The sequence below is a fragment of the Parabacteroides merdae ATCC 43184 genome, from assembly GCF_025151215.1.
Classification (GTDB): domain Bacteria; phylum Bacteroidota; class Bacteroidia; order Bacteroidales; family Tannerellaceae; genus Parabacteroides; species Parabacteroides merdae.
The window spans coordinates 2,838,017-2,854,368 of record NZ_CP102286.1; the positions used below are offsets into that span (position 1 = coordinate 2,838,017).

A 16,352-nucleotide genomic window follows, 5' to 3' on the forward strand; every position below is an offset into this window, starting at 1 on the left:
TTAGATCTTACCAACCAAGTCGATACTCGGCTTCAAGGTTGCTTCGCCTTTTTTCCACTTTGCAGGACAAACTTCGTTCGGGTGAGAAGCAACGAACTGGGCAGCTTCAACTTTACGAAGCAATTCGTCTGCATTACGGCCGATACCGTTATCGTGGATTTCGGCAATCTTGATCTTTCCCTCGGGATTTACCAGGAACGTACCGCGATAAGCCATACCCTCTTCTTCAATCATCACACCGAATGCACGGCTTAAAGCCCCTGTCGGGTCTGCCAGCATCGGATATTTGATCTTACGGATCGTTTCGGAAGCATCATGCCATGCTTTGTGTACAAAGTGCGAGTCTGTACTTACGGAATATACTTCGACACCCATTTCCTGAAATTTGCCGTACTTGTCAGCCATGTCGACCAATTCGGTCGGACATACGAACGTAAAGTCGGCAGGATAGAAGAAAAAGATGGCCCATTTGCCCTTGATATCTTCGCTACTTACTGTCTTGAAACTACCATTCTGAAAAGCTTGAACTTTGAATTCGGGTACTTGTGAATTGATAATTGGTTCCATGATTTTTACTATTTAATTTGTTACTACTATTTTTGTTTACCCTACAAAGGTAAATCGTAAGATACTGATTGAAAGAATTTTTCAAATTGATAATTTTTATCTGCCGATAGACGGATTTCTATCTGCAAGCATACTTATCTACTATGACAATAGGAAGCAAAGTAATGTTTTCCGGAACAATAAAAATATACCTAATTGTAGGTAAAATACCTTTCGATCATACCATGTGATTCTTTAATTGTTAACTTTGGATGTTAACTTAAAAATATTCGAAGATGAGAAGAGCTAGTTTGTATAATACATTTTCAGCAAGTCTATTGCTCGTTTGCAACGCATGTCTTTCTTCATGTGTCTCACAAATACCCCTTACAAAGGAAAAACCGGTAAACAATTCCACTTATCAAGTCGAATATCTGTTCGAACACGAAGGGTGTAAGGTCTATCGTTTCATGGATATGGGACATTACATCTATTTCACCAACTGCAAGGGAGATGTTACCAGTATTGAAAGCGACAGCGTCCGCACAGTCAACCGGATCAGCCGTAAACCGATCATCATCAAAGAGCAGACACTCGATTAGGTTTATACGGTTACCCCGTGTTTCATAAAGATCGCTTTCGCATTGGCCAGACGTTCTGCTGAAAGCGGTTCCACACCTTTCAGCTTATAGTCCAGGCCTTGCGCCTCATATTTGTAAGCTCCCATTGTATGATAAGGCAGAAGTTCGGCTTTCTGGACCACGTTATATGAACTGATATATTCGGCCAGCTTGCTCAAGGCTTCATCATCGTCCGTCAGGCCGGGCACGATCACGTGGCGAATCCATACAGGGATGCCGCGTTTCTCCAGTTCATCAAGAAAGCGTAAAGTATTATCGAGTTTTACGGCCGTCAAACGGGGATGAAGACCGGCGTCGATCGTCTTGATATCTAACAGAACCAGATCGACCTGTTCGAGCACCTCCAATGCTTTACCGGAACAGATATAGCCGGAAGTGTCCAACGCCGTATGAATACCGTTCTCACGGCAAAGGCGGAAAAACTCTTTAAGGAATTCAGGTTGTAACAAAGGCTCGCCACCGGTCACGGTAACACCACCTTTAGCGATAAAATTCTTATAGCGCAGCACTTCGGCAAGCAACGCTTCAGGTTCCAGCAGATAAGGCGTTTCACGCTTTACCTCCCAGGTATCCGGATTGTGGCAATACAGACAACGAAGCGGACATCCCTGCATAAAAACGACAAAGCGAATTCCGGGACCGTCAACGGTCCCGAAACTCTCTAAAGAATGTATACGCCCCAACATATTAATCAATGGACAATTATAAACTGCTGTTGATGGTGCGCGAGATGACGTCAAGCTGCTGTTCGCGTGTCAGCTTCACGAAGTTGACGGCATAGCCAGAAACACGGATCGTAAGCTGCGGGTATTTCTCCGGGTGCTCCATCGCATCGACCAACAGGTCCTTATCGAACACGTTCACATTCAGATGCTGGCCGCCGTCAGGCGTGAAATAGCCATCCAACAGGCTCACCAGATTATTTATCTGAATATCGCGCTCCTTACCCAATGTAGCCGGTGAAACGGCAAATGTATAGGAGATACCGTCATGCGCATGCTGGAAAGGCAGTTTGGCAACAGAAGCCAAAGCGGCGACAGCCCCTTTCGTGTCGCGTCCGTTCATCGGGTTGGCTCCCGGAGCGAACGGCGTACCACCCGGACGGCCGTCGGGAGTCGTTCCGGTTTTCTTTCCGTAAACCACGTTTGATGTGATCGTCAGGATAGATTGTGTCGGAGTTGCCTTGCGGTATGTCTGATGCTGGCGCAGATATTCCATGAACTTCTCGGTAATGTCGACAGCAATACTGTCCGTGCGGTCGTCATTGTTTCCGAAAGGTACATATTCGCCTTCGCGTTCGAAGTCGACAGCCAAACCACGTTCGTCACGGATCACTTTCACTTTCGTGTCACGGATGGCAGCCAGCGAGTCGGCAACGATAGAAAGGCCGGCGATACCGGTTGCGCGGATACGTTCCACATCTCCGTCATGAAGCCCCATCTCGAATGCTTCATACGCATATTTGTCGTGCATGTAGTGAATGATCTTCAGAGCATTGACATAAACTTTTGCCAACCAGCGCATCATCTGCTCGTATTTCTCCATCACTTCGTTGTAATCCAGATACTCGCTGGTGATCGGTTCGAAACGGGGAGCCACCTGCACACCCGATTTCTCGTCACGTCCGCCATTGATCGCATACAACAAGCACTTTGCCAGGTTGGCACGAGCTCCGAAATACTGCATCTGCTTACCGATCTTCATCGGAGACACACAGCAGGCGATACCGTAATCGTCGCCATAGTCCGGACGCATCAGATCGTCGTTCTCGTACTGGATGGCAGAGGTATCGATCGATACTTTTGCGCAGAAGTTTTTCCAGTTATCCGGAGCATTGTTGAACCAAAGCACCGTCAGGTTGGGTTCGGGTGCCGGGCCGAGGTTATACAAGGTATGCAGATAACGGTAAGATGTCTTTGTCACCAGCGAACGGCCGTCAACACCTTGTCCGCCCAGCGATTCAGTCACCCAAACAGGGTCGCCGGAGAACAGGTCGTTGTATTCCGGAGTACGCAGGAAACGGACAATACGCAGTTTGATAATAAACTGGTCGATCAATTCCTGTGCCTCTTCTTCCGTCAGCTTGCCTTCGCAAATATCTTTTTCGATATAGATATCGAGGAAAGTAGAAGTACGTCCGAGAGACATGGCTGCTCCATCCTGATCCTTTACGGCTGCCAGGTAAGCCAGATACAAGAACTGCACGGCTTCGCGGGCATCCTTTGCCGGACGTGTCACGTCGAAACCATAACCGGCACACATTCTCTCAAATGCTTTCAGCGCTTTGATCTGCTCCGTTATCTCCTCACGACTCTGAATGATTTCTTCTGTCAGTTCCTGTATATCGAGACGTTTCTGGAAACGTTTCTTTTCTTCGATCAGGATCTGGGTTCCGTACAGAGGTACACGACGGTAATCACCGATGATACGTCCGCGTCCGTAGGCATCAGGCAACCCGGTAATGATGGCGGAACGACGTGCCGCAATCATCTCGTCTGTATAGGCTGAAAAAACGCCTTCGTTGTGCGTCTTTCTGTATTTGGTGAAGATTTCTTTTGTCATCGGGTCCAGATGATAGCCATAGGCTTCCAGACTGTTTTCGACCATGCGGATACCGCCTTTCGGGAAGATACCGCGCTTCAACGGGGCGTCTGTCTGCAAGCCGACGATTACTTCGTTTTCCTTATCGATGTAACCGGGTCCGTATGTGTCAATCCCCTGGGGAAGCTTCGTTTCGGCATCATATACTCCTTTCTCCCTTTCAACCTTAAACATCTCGGTTAGTTTGTTCCACACTTTCTTCGTTTTCTCCGAAGAGGGTACGAGGAACGTATCGTCTCCGTTATAAGGTTTGTAATTGTTCTGGATAAAGTCTCTTACATTGATCTCCTTTTTCCAGGTTTCTCCTTTGAACTGCGCCCAGTTCTCGTTTTCAAACTTCATAAGCTTATCTTGTCTATTTCGGTTTAGGCACGCAAAGATACGTCTTTTCCCCCTATCTGAAAAGGATTGTAAAGGACGAGGGATGTTAAACCGGAGAAAATACCTACAAATAGGGATAAGGGAAATAAAAACGAAGCCCCGGCAGTACGAATACCGCCGGGGCCTGTTTTTTGTCTGCCGTCCGGTCTTCACAGAGGGAAAAGCAGTAGAACTTTTAATTTCATTACTTTAGTATTATTAATATTAAATCCAACCGCTCGTTCGCCTGTCGCAGGGTAATTGAAACCGTAGATCAAGAAAACCTCTTACATACGGTTTCACGCAGGTTGTCTAGAATTATTTGATTATAAAATGTCATTGTGCCTGTGTAAGGGTGGTTCGCTAACCACCCTTACGATAGACAGTATTGTTTTTTAGTATCAATCGTTACTTAACGATAGCTTTTACAGCAGCTTCGCCTTCAACAGCTACAACTACTACACCTGCCGGAGCAGCGATAGTTGCGTTGTCAGAAGAAACGACAGTGTTAGCTACTACCTGACCTAAGATGTTGCAGATAACAACTTTCTTACCGGCAGCGCCTGCGATTGTTACGTTACCTTCGCCAGCGATCACTTTCACTTCAGATGTTGCGATGCCTTCGTTGGCTGTAGGAGCAGAAGTTACTTCGATTACAAATGCTTCAGCTTCCTTAGCATCTGTACCGTAAACCAAGTTACCGTTGATTACATATACATAGTTACCATTAGCTTTCAGTACATAGTCACCGTCTTCGTTTTCAGTAACTTTGAACTTGAAGTCTTCGATATCCTTGCCAGTATACTTTTCATCGGCGATAACCAAAGTGTCTTCACCAGACAGACGTTCAGCGTCTACAAATTTGATACGTTCTACACTCTTGTAGTAAAGATTTTCATCAGCAGTAAGTTCTGCATATTCTTTCTTGCTGATTTCATCATTAGCATAAGCCTTATCAACAATTTCTTTAAACTTCTTAGCAGTTGTCATCATCTTGCCAGCGTAAGAAATGAAGAACTTCGGAGTTGCATAACCTTCAGCATTTACAGAGTCAACCCACAAAGCAGCTGTTTCTTTAGCCAATACTGCGTTGTTATTTTCGTCAGAAGCGATGAAGCCAATGCTATTAGTAGCTTCGAATGTCATGTGCTTGCTGTCAGCAGCCAAAGAAGGAGCAGCATCCAAGTCTATGATTTCGAACGGAGTAGAGTTAGTAAAGTCAGTTGTTTCTGCTACTAATTCCTCAGAACCATTGATTACACCGTATTCTTTTACTTCATCAGCAGTAGCGCCATATACGATAGCGTATGTACCTTTACCATTTTCTTTCAAGAAGAACTCGATGTCATCCTTAGCCATCTTCCAAGCTGTTCCCAAACCTAATTCATCAGCATTGATTGCATATGAATAAGCCAGACGAACTGTATCAGCCGGCAGGATACCTTTTTCTTCATTACCTTTGCCATTCAGTTCAACCCATTTTTCACCGTCATAATATTTGTAGTTGGCAGTAACAGCCTGTGCTTTTTCGTTACGGATCAATTCCCATTCAGAACCAGCATGAGGAACAACAGTTACAACATCTCCTTCTACACCAGCTTTCAAATACAGATCTGAACCGGCTTCTTCGTTAGCATATTCACCTGTTGTTACAAAGGCGAACTTCTGATTGATGTCAGACAATGTACTGTAGTAGCCGTTCAGCTTGTCATAATCTTCAACTTTCGTCAAAGTGATTGTTTCAAGACCAGACAAACCTAAATCAGAAGCAAATACTGTGTAAGTATTTTCACCTTCTGCTTCATATAGACGGATATTGTCTTGTACAAAACCCGGTTTCTGAACATTGATCAACTTAATTGTGTTAGCAGCTGAACCCGCAGCAACCAACCACTGCCCCTGTGGCTGATCGAAGTCAGCTTCAGAAACTTTATCATACCAACGTGCGCCAGTGAAATCATTCTTCAACCCCAGTGCAGAAGAATTCTTCTTGTCTGCAACTTTGGCAGTTACATTTACGATCAACATTCTTTCGTTGGCAACTTCAGTATTAGCGACACGTGTACCCTTGCCTACTGTAACCCCCATGAAAGTAGAATGGCAGTCATATTCGACAGAAGCCAACTGACGAGTTGTTTCATCATTTGTCACTTTACCGAAAGTCACATCTTTGTTGTCCAGGTCACCAACTTTTACTTTCTGAACTAATGCATATTTACCATCTCCGATGTTTGTTTCGTTCTCTTCAGCATAGAATACAGTGTTCTTGTCGTCAATTTTCTTGTCTTTAATCGCTTTAGCAGTCATTTTTGCATAGCGATAACCGATTGCGTTGGCAGCCAACTCTGAGTTGGAAACACGTTCGTTTGCTAAAACTACATATTCATCGTCTTTTGTATCTTTTGTGCCTTTGTTGTCAACCAACTTGAAACCCAAATTATCATTGGCGATTTTTTCTACGCTTACATTTTCAAACACATCCATGTCATCCAATGTTTCCGGGAACTCGATTGTGAAGTTTTCGCCAAACTTGCTCGCAAAAGCTTCTGCTGTAATTTGGTCGTTGTAGATTTCGTAGAGAGCTACCTTCTTCTTGATAACGGAAGTAGATCCATCCGTATGATGCTCAGAACTTTGTAATAAAGCCAATGACCAATCTGCTGTGCCATCGTTCTTCAGTCCTAAAAAATACGGTTCTTTTTCATCAGAAAGCACAGCTTGCAAATTGCCGTTTGCTGCAACAGTAAACCAACGAAACGACTTTGTTTCATCGTTTGCCTCTTTTTTGGCAGCTAAAGCATAAGCTCCATCTTTCTTTTCAAAAGCCAGATACTGTTCTCCTTCAATATTTTTGAAAGCATAATGTGTAACAGTTCCAACCTTTTTAGTTTCAACAGTCCATTGTGCAGCAGCAACAGGATTTGCAGCCGTAATATCAGCACCATTCACTAATCCTTGCAAAGAAAAAGCCTGCAAGTAATCTGTCGGACTCACAAAATGCACCCCTGCCAAATAATAAGCGCGGCTTGCTTGTGCATCCTTCCATTCAACATTACGCCCCTCCAACTGTGCGAAAGCTGAACTAAAAGAACCGGCTACCAAAGCGGCAGCCAAAAGAGTAGAAAATCTCTTGTTCATAATCTAAAATGTTTAATTAATAATAATATGTATATTGAATATCGTTCTTACTTCCTGTTTAACAGGTTTTTACCAAATTCCTGTATTTTGACGAGAGAAAACGTACGTTTTCTTTCGCCATTTTCACTGCACAAAAATACAACTACTTTTTGAACCTGCAATCCTTTCTTCCAATTATTTTTCCTTTTCTATATTCTTTCTTATCAATCAGATAGCTTAACAAGTACGAAAAACCAGCTTTCCAACACAAACCCTCCAGAAAGCCCCTCAAAAATGACTAAAAAAAACGTACGTTTTTTCGCTATTTTTCTTCTTATACCCATATACTTCTTATTAGCAATGACTTACATTGAAAAAAGTGCCTAAAGCCATATAAAAAAAGAGCTGTTTTCAACCGCTCGCCAAACTTTTTTACATCTTCATCAAAACAAAGATAATCAATCACCTATAAGATTAACTCCCTTTATTCACATTGGAGGGGAAAAACGGCAAAAACAGCAGGTTTCGTAATTTCATCTTGGAAAAGCTCCCCCTTCTGTTAAAGATATACAAAATACGGAGTATTGGTTGCTTAGCTCAATAACAGCTTCAAGACTTGCAAAACCTTACATTATTATGTATCTTTACATCAACGTCCGTCACAGACGGATCAAACAACTATAATACATTAATGGAATATATGAAAGAAAAAATCGACTCCTCCGACATCCCCACCTCCTATCTGCTCTGCATGAAACAAGATTGCCCCAAAGCCACTACTTGCTTGAGGAGAATCGCAGAACAACAGATCGGCGACGAAGTCAAACTGTGGCACGTCATCAGCCCTAAATACCAAGAGAAGCAAACCGACCGATGTGCTTATTTCCGCCCTGCCGATAAACTGACCTATGCGCTCGGTTTCATCGGGATGCTGGACCGGATGCCCTACAAACTGATGCAGGAAGCCATTTGCAAGCTGATGAGACGGTTCGGACGCAGGACTTACTACCGCGTGCGAAAAGGCGAACGCCCGCTCTCGCCGGACGAACAAAAAAGCATGTTGAACATACTGAAACAGTGCGGTATCAACGATCCCGGAAAGTTCGATGCCTACTTCGAGGCATACGACTGGTAAGTTCACATGACGCTACTTGCCTACGTATTGGTTGTGCCATACCTATGTAACGACCGTTTCCTCGGCATGAAACGGTTGTGCCAAGCTTATGTAACAGGCGTTTCCTACTCAGGAAACAGTTGTGCCAAGCCGATGTAATTGTTTTGGCACAGCCGGAGCAGCAAACATACCCTTGCGGGAACAAGTCCAAGACTCGACGCCGAACAGATTCCGGACAGAAGCGAATGGGAAACGGAAACATAAAAAAGAAGCCTCTCTTCACAGAGAGGCTTCTTTTTTATACCGAAAATAACCAATAAAAACTTTTCGATATAGTTAATCATCTTATATGCTTACATAATTGACAAAAGGTTTTGATATAGCGATTATACTAATAGTGTTACTTTCTTAATGACATTGCAAAGATACGGGTACTTCCCACCTCCTACAATACCTATATGTGAGTAAAAAAACGTCTTTTACTACCTAATCAAGGTGATATTCAGGCGCAATACCTACAAATGGGTAACATCGGAACCTTTTTACCTACTAATTGCGATTGCACACCGTTGACAGCCCCTCTAATTTTGCCAAAAATTAAAAAACGCAATGAAAAGGTTAACTAATTTATTAGCAATCACTCTACTCACCTCTTGTGTAACGGCATTTGCACAGGAACAAGAAGAAACAACGACAGAAAAATCCGCAGTGGAACAATCCGCAGACATTTATGCAGCCGGATATAACAAGTTCCGCTTCGGCGGATATGGGGAGATCCTCGCAAACTTTATGGACTACGGCATCAACCGTTTCCGGGGTACGGACAACGGAAGCAAGAAAGACCATCGCAATTCGATCTCCATACCCCGTTTTGTCTTGGCCTTCGATTACAAATTCAATTCCCAATGGGTATTAGGAGCAGAAATAGAATTTGAGGCTGGAGGTACGGGAAGTGCCTATGAGATAGAAAACACAGAAAACGGAGAATACGAAATGGAAGTTGAAAAAGGCGGTGAAGTTGCTTTGGAACAATTCCACATCACACGTCTTATCCATCCGGCCTTCAATGTCCGTGCCGGTCATTTGATCGTCCCGGTCGGTTTGACCAACGAGCATCACGAGCCGATCAACTTCTTCGGAACTTCTCGTCCGGAAGGCGAAACGACCATCCTTCCTTCTACCTGGCACGAAAACGGTATCGAAGTGTTCGGTACGTTCGGCCGAGGCTACACACGTTTCAACTACCAGGCTTTGGTCGTTGCCGGATTGAACGCCAACGGGTTCGACCGCAATACATGGGTTGCCGGCGGCAAGCAGGGACTATTCGAAACAGACAACTTCACCTCACCGGGCTATGTGGCCCGCCTGAACTATTTAGGAGTACCGGGATTGAAAATAGGCGGTTCCTTCTACTATTGCCACAATACGGGAGCCAATTCCGACAAACCGGAAACATACGTCAAATATGGAAACATACCTTTGCGCATCTATACGGCTGACCTGCAATACAAAAACAAATATGTCACCGCACGCGCAAACATGATATACGGCAACCTGAGCAAAGCCGACGACCTCAGCAGTGTCAACAACCACCAAAGCGGCGGTTCTCCTTATACACAGACAACCCCGATCGCCAAACGTGCGGTCAGCTACGGTGGTGAAGTGGGGTTCAACCTGCGTGCGGTTTGTAAAGACAATATGAGCGTACCCGTAATCTATCCGTTCGTCCGCTACGAATACTACAACCCACAGGAAAAAGGCGAAGGCAAGCACACGATGGATTTACGCAACAAAGTAAGCATGTGGACAGCCGGAGCCAATTGGTATGCTTTACCTAATCTTGTCGTGAAAGCAGACTATACAACACGCAAAATCGGAGGCGGCAAATATAACAGCGAAAACGAATTCAGCTTGGCTATCGCCTATATCGGCTGGTTCCTCAGCAAATAAAAACAATATAAACAAATTAATAACTTATCAATAAAAATGAAAAAGAAAAATTATTTCTATCTGGCAGCCTTATCGCTCGCCATGACATTCTCGATGGGAGCATGTAGCGACAACAACGACCCCAATCCGGATGGTGGCGGAAAAGATCCGGTCAACCTGGATTACAGTTCTGAAAACGCCAGTGCATGGGGTAACTATATGTATAACGTTGCAATGTTGCTGAACGACGATGCAACCATGCTCTACAATTCTTGGGTAACCGACTACGTCGATGAGCAGGGTTCACACGGCCCATATGCCACGATTTTCAAAGACCAGACTGCCGGAGCTTACCAAAGCCCGCTCTCGTGTATCGAGGAAATGATCGAAAGCGGTATGTGGAACATCGCCAACGAAGTAGGTGACGCCAAGATCAAGGACCCGTATACCAAATATACCAGCGGTGACAAGGAAGGCGGTCTCTATGCCGTCGAATCATGGTATAGCTGGCATTCGCGCGACGACTATACGAACAATATCTTCTCCATCCGTAACACATACTACGGCCGCATCGACGACAACGACGTGTCCAAAGTAGACGGAAACCTGAGTGCATTCAACTCTTACAAAGATTTCGACGATGAAGGAGACATCGCAGAACACTCGCTTTCAAAACTGATCGCTTCAACCAACCCGGCTCTCGACGAAGAAATCAAAACGCTGATTTTCGCTTCTGCAAAGGCGATCCAGGCTATTCCGCAACCGTTCCGCAACAACATCGACAGCGAAGAGTCCGTTGCCGCAATGAACACTTGCATGGAACTGGCCAACCTGTTGTTAAATGAAGTAAAACCGTATGTAAACCAAACATTCGGCGATCCTGAATACGACGATGACCTTGATGCAATAGCCGAACAGTTTGTCGATGCGGTCGTTCTTCCTACTTATAAAGACTTGCAGGAAAAGAACAAGCTTTTGCTGGATGCGGTAAACCAGTTCAGACAAAACCCAAGCAACGACAACTTCGAAAAGGCCTGCAATTTATGGATCACGGCACGCGAACCGTGGGAAAAGAGCGAAGCTTTCCTTATCGGTCCGGTCGCCAACTTAGGTCTGGACCCCAACATGGACAGCTGGCCTTTGGACCAGAACGGTATCGTACAGGTATTGAATTCACAAAACTGGGATGACCTGGAATGGAGCGGAAACTTTGACGAAGAAGATGAAGCCATCGGAGCCGCACAGAGCGTACGTGGTTACCATACATTGGAATATCTCCTATTCAAAGACGGGCAGCCCCGCACTGTCGATGGAGCAAAATAAACATGCCTCTGAGACATAAAACTTGATAATAGATCATGACAAACCTTGAAACAGCAGACAAATGCCCGCTGTTTCAGGGTTTCAGAGTAATTACACAATGCGACTCGCGTTATTCGGAAATAAATTCAGAAAACCAATAAAATGATATGAAGCAATCTTACCTGTTAACATCCTCGCTATTCCTGCTCTTTGCATGCGCAGCTTGTGAAGAGGACGATAAAATGGATATGGATAAAATAGATGTCCCGAACGGATATGCGCTGTCAGCAGGGACTTCAACGATTTTCCTAAACTCATCGGTCGCCTACGATACGAACGCCGACTGGATAACAGGAGCCAACTCGATCCGTTTCAACAACGGCGACGGTCTCTACGACGATGTACGCACCAGCAACAATGGCGACGGAGGCGGTCTCGGACCTGTTTATGCCGGCTATTCCTGCGGCAGTTGCCATCGCAACGCAGGAAGGACCAAACCGACATTGTGGGAAAATGGCGGATCGGGCAACTACGGTTTCTCTTCCATGCTGGTCTATATCTCCCGCCGCAACGGTGCTTTCTTCCGCGACTACGGACGTGTATTGCACGACCAAGCCATCTACGGCGTCAAACCGGAAGGTAAGTTGTCCGTCACATACGACAAGCAGACTTTTTCCTTCCCCGACGGAGAGACTTACGAACTATGCAAACCCAATTACACGATAACCGAATGGTATAAAGACAGTATCGCCCCGGAAGATTTGTTCTGCACCGTACGCATCCCGTTACGCCACGTCGGTATGGGACAGATGATGGCAATCGACCGCAGGGAAATCGAAGCGCTCGCTGCCAAAAGCAATTATCCGGAATATGGTATCAGCGGACGTTGCAACTATATCACCGAGAAGGGTGTCACCGGTGTCGGCCTTTCAGGAAACAAGGCACAGCATCTTGACCTGACCGTCGAACTGGGCTTTTCAAGCGATATGGGCGTGACAAACAGCCGCTATCCGGAAGAGATTTGCGAAGGGCAGGCTCAGATCAACCAAGGCAGCATGATGGGACTCTCGTACGACCAGCTCGACATATCGACCGCCGATATGGAAGATGTGGACCTTTACATGCAAAGCCTCGGCGTACCGGCACGGCGCAACATAAACGACCCTCAGGTCATCTTAGGAGAACAAAAGTTTTACGAAGCGAAATGCCATCTCTGCCACGTCACTACGCTGCACACGCAAGCGGGCGGTTCCACACTGCTCAACGGCACACGTTTGCCATGGCTCGGCGGACAGACCATACATCCTTATTCTGATTTCCTACTGCATGACATGGGGTCGGAGATCATGGGAGTCGGGTTGAACGACAATTATGTCAGCGGCCTGGCACGAGGAAACGAATGGCGTACTACGCCGCTTTGGGGTATCGGGCTGCAGGAGAAAGTCAACGGTCATACCTATTTCCTTCATGACGGACGCGCCCGCAACCTGACCGAAGCCATCATGTGGCATGGAGGCGAAGGGGAAGCCTCCAAAAATTTATTCAAACAAATGAGCAAGGAAGAGCGTGAGGCAGTGATCGCATTCCTCAACTCCTTATAATTTATCCATAAGACAAACTAAAATGAAACAACTGATAATCACAATTGCAGCATTATTACTATTGCCGTTGGCCGTCATGGCCCAATATGAGGAAGATACGGAAAACGGTGTCGTATCACTAAACGGCAAAGAAGGTTTTACAATCGCTACCAAGAAGGGGGATTTCGTTTTCAAACCTTATATGTTGGTACAGACCAGTGCTAACATCAACTACTACGACGATGAAGGGCTGGACCCGGCCTACAATCAGGACAATATACACAACAGCGGTTTCTCGATCCCTTATGCCATCCTCGGTTTCACGGGCAAGGCATTCGACCGGGTGACATTCAACCTCTCCATCAATGCTGCCGGAAACGGAGGAAACATCCTTCAACAGGCTTGGTTCGACGTAGAGATAAAAAAGAGTTTTGCCATACGTGTTGGCAAGTTCAAGACTCCGTTCTCGCACGCTTACCTGACTACGCTGGGCGAGACGTTAATGCCGACACTGCCGACATCGCTCACCTCATCCGTTATCCTGCCTTATTCTCTTAATGCCGTGACACCGAACATCGGCATGGGATTCGACCTCGGAGTGGAAGTGCACGGATTGGTAAAGGATAAGTTCGGCTACGAAGTTGGGATTTTCAACGGAACGGGAAGCTCCGTCAACGTGGCATCCAAAACGTTCAGCGACGACTGGCATATCCCGTCATTGTTGTATGCCGGCCGCATCACGTACATGCCGAAAGGAGTTATGCCGTCCAACCAGGGCAGCCCGAACCGTTTGAAGGAAGATAAGATGCTGTTCGGTCTTTCCACTTCATTGAATGTGGAGAGCGAAAGCGAAAGTACGAACGATTTCCGGGCAGGAGCAGAATTCGCCATGTTGAAGAATCGCCTGTATCTCGGCGCTGAAATCTATTATATGAATGTAGGGTTTACCAAACGGCAGAAAATTGACGAGAGCTATAACTATTTAGGGGGGTACGTGCAAGGCGGTTATTTCGTTACCAACAAACTACAAGCGACAGCCCGTTATGACTTCTTCAACCGCAACGGATTGGACACAAACGGTTTTCTGAATATGCCGGCCGTCGGATTTAACTATTTCTTCACCAGCTGCAACTTGAAACTGCAAGCCATGTATCAGTTCATCGGACGTACCGGACATGACACGCAGCTTGACCGCGACAACGACGACTTAGGATTAGCCATGCATTCCGGAACCGTCTTACTTCAGTACACTTTCTAATCGTAACGTCATGAAAAGAGAAGTTTATTCATTCATCTCCGGGCTATTGCTCTTTTCCTGTCTTGCCATCTCCTGCGACGATGGCAAGATATATGATGAAAACAATCAGACGGAAAGGGAAGGAGGAACAGTGAAGTTAACCGCCCAAATCAACGGGATAGATTCCTGGCCAGGCGGTTACAGCGTCGTACTGGCCGGATTCACCCCTGACAATGCTTTCGCACAAACGGCAAAAGGGATTAGCCAGACAGCCGACGGGACGATAAACATGGTCTTGGCCGGTATTCCCAGTGAAGTCACACAGATCGAAGTTTGTGTCATCAACAAACTACGCAAAAGGATTGCCAGTTTCTATACCGCCGACTACACGGAACAGGCGGATACCATACGGCTGGATGCCGGAAAGTTGGATGCCGGCATGTTCAACAGTATCCAAACCGAAATTTTCAATCGTTCCTGTACGGCTTGCCATGGAGGAAGTACGGAACCTGCTGCCGGACTGTACCTCACGGAAGGCAAAAGTTACAAGGCCTTAGTCGATGTCGTAGCTGATAAAAGCGAGGAAGGGCTGAAACTGGTCAAGCCGGGAAGCGCGGAGGAAAGTTTCCTGCACGTCATCTTGCACGAGAACATTGTCAAGTACGATCATACCAACGTCATCACGACCTCCAGCACTCTGACGTTGCTCGACGATTGGATCAATAACGGAGCTAAAGAATAAGAAAGCACATATTACATGGATTATATCAAAAAGACATACACAGACAAAGCTGTCGAAGTTCAAATTTCTTCCTTTGCTGGGAAAGGTGGGGTTACCGAATATCACGTTCTGCTCGCTATTACAGACCGGACATTGCCGTTTTCCGGACAACTTCAGAACATCCAATGGGCCTATGTGGCAGTTATCCAAGAGGTGTTACCTGACGATGCGACTGCCGTCTTCCGGCGCTATTTCCTGAGCGACGCTGCCAACCAGGCCGACTTGGTGATGGTTTGGGAATGCGAAAATTCCTATTGCCCTCTTTCCATCGTGGAGCAAGCTCCACTAAACGGGAGCAAAATAGCCATGTGGACTTGGTTTCAGACCGGTATCACTGTCGAAACGACCAAAAACGGAATGTCGAAAGCCAAACACAACCGTTATACACAATACTGGACCGGGGGCTCTTGCAATAGGGCTTCCAACTCCGAGTACCAGACACGGCTTTTGCTGAACGATTACGTCTTGCAACTGACCGAGCAGGGATGCAAGTTGGCAAACGATTGCATCCGTACCTGGTTCTTCGTTCAAAACGTGGATGTCAATTATGCCGGCGTCGTCAAGGCCCGTAAAGAGGTTTTCATCACGCAAGACCTGACGGAAAAGACCCATTATATTTCCAGTACGGGAATAGAAGGACGCCATGCCGATCCGAACGTTTTTGTCCAGATGGATACTTATGCCGTAAAAGGCTTGCAGTCCGGACAAATCCAGTTCCTCTATGCTCCCACCCACCTGAATCCGACATACGAATACGGAGTGACTTTCGAGCGGGGGACAGCTGTAACCTATGGCGACCGGAAACAAATCTTCATTTCCGGAACCGCGAGTATCGACAATCAAGGCGAGATCATGTATCCGGGGGATATCCTGAAACAGACGGAACGCATGCTGGAAAACATCGACACCTTGCTACAGGAGGCGGGAAGCGGATTGCAAGACATCATGCAGGCAATCGTCTACTTGCGCGACCCGGCCGATTATGTCGTGGTCAAGCAATATATCGAAAGCCGGTATCCGTCGTTTCTCCACCTGATCGTACATGCTCCCGTATGTCGTCCGGGCTGGCTGATCGAAACGGAATGCATAGCTGTCATACCGGCGGATGCACCTCAATATGCATACTTATAATAATCTACTATAC

12 protein-coding genes are annotated in these 16,352 nt (G+C 46.1%); 8 read left to right on the forward strand and 4 right to left on the reverse strand.

The genetic code is table 11. The features are described from left to right. Positions 1–567 carry an alkyl hydroperoxide reductase subunit C gene (gene ahpC, locus NQ542_RS11890; RefSeq protein WP_005634091.1) on the reverse strand — a complete coding sequence of 189 codons (567 nt, stop codon included), beginning with the start codon at positions 565–567 and terminating at the stop codon, positions 1–3. Between the two features lie 275 nt (positions 568–842). Here ahpC and NQ542_RS11895 point away from each other — a divergent pair, with 275 nt between their 5' ends. Then, positions 843–1,148 carry a DUF4884 domain-containing protein gene (locus tag NQ542_RS11895; protein ID WP_005649452.1) on the forward strand — a complete coding sequence of 102 codons (306 nt, stop codon included), beginning with the start codon at positions 843–845 and terminating at the stop codon, positions 1,146–1,148. A gap of 2 nt (positions 1,149–1,150) precedes the next feature. Here the strand turns inward: NQ542_RS11895 and pflA are convergent, their stop codons facing one another. From pflA to NQ542_RS11910, 3 genes are all read right to left on the reverse strand, one after another. Continuing rightward, positions 1,151–1,873, reverse strand: coding sequence for a pyruvate formate-lyase-activating protein (gene pflA, locus NQ542_RS11900; protein ID WP_005634097.1), 723 nt, complete (start codon positions 1,871–1,873; stop codon positions 1,151–1,153). A gap of 16 nt (positions 1,874–1,889) precedes the next feature. Next, positions 1,890–4,130 carry a formate C-acetyltransferase gene (gene pflB, locus NQ542_RS11905; protein WP_005634099.1) on the reverse strand — a complete coding sequence of 747 codons (2,241 nt, stop codon included), beginning with the start codon at positions 4,128–4,130 and terminating at the stop codon, positions 1,890–1,892. A 426-nt stretch (positions 4,131–4,556) separates the two neighbouring features. Beyond that, positions 4,557–7,286, reverse strand: a complete 2,730-nt coding sequence (locus NQ542_RS11910) for a DUF6383 domain-containing protein (RefSeq protein ID WP_005634104.1) — start codon at positions 7,284–7,286, stop codon at positions 4,557–4,559. Between the two features lie 679 nt (positions 7,287–7,965). Here NQ542_RS11910 and NQ542_RS11915 point away from each other — a divergent pair. From NQ542_RS11915 to NQ542_RS11945, 7 genes are all read left to right on the forward strand, one after another. After that, positions 7,966–8,400, forward strand: a complete 435-nt coding sequence (locus NQ542_RS11915) for a DUF6078 family protein (RefSeq protein ID WP_036723900.1) — start codon at positions 7,966–7,968, stop codon at positions 8,398–8,400. 588 nt (positions 8,401–8,988) lie between these two features. Continuing rightward, complete coding sequence (locus NQ542_RS11920) at positions 8,989–10,329, forward strand: porin family protein (RefSeq protein WP_005634113.1); 1,341 nt, start codon at positions 8,989–8,991, stop codon at positions 10,327–10,329. A gap of 36 nt (positions 10,330–10,365) precedes the next feature. Next, positions 10,366–11,631, forward strand: a complete 1,266-nt coding sequence (locus tag NQ542_RS11925; RefSeq protein WP_005634115.1) for an imelysin family protein — start codon at positions 10,366–10,368, stop codon at positions 11,629–11,631. A 146-nt stretch (positions 11,632–11,777) separates the two neighbouring features. Beyond that, a complete protein-coding gene (locus tag NQ542_RS11930) occupies positions 11,778–13,211 on the forward strand; it encodes a di-heme oxidoredictase family protein (RefSeq protein ID WP_005634117.1) in 1,434 nt (477 codons plus the stop codon). A gap of 22 nt (positions 13,212–13,233) precedes the next feature. Beyond that, positions 13,234–14,448 (forward strand): porin, encoded by a 1,215-nt coding sequence (locus tag NQ542_RS11935; RefSeq protein ID WP_005634118.1) that lies wholly within the window; start codon positions 13,234–13,236, stop codon positions 14,446–14,448. A gap of 10 nt (positions 14,449–14,458) precedes the next feature. Continuing rightward, entirely contained in the window at positions 14,459–15,169 is a 711-nt protein-coding gene (locus NQ542_RS11940; protein ID WP_005634120.1) for a hypothetical protein, read from the forward strand. A gap of 15 nt (positions 15,170–15,184) precedes the next feature. Next, positions 15,185–16,339, forward strand: coding sequence for a Rid family hydrolase (locus NQ542_RS11945; RefSeq protein WP_005634122.1), 1,155 nt, complete (start codon positions 15,185–15,187; stop codon positions 16,337–16,339). The last annotated feature ends 13 nt before the right edge of the window (positions 16,340–16,352 follow it).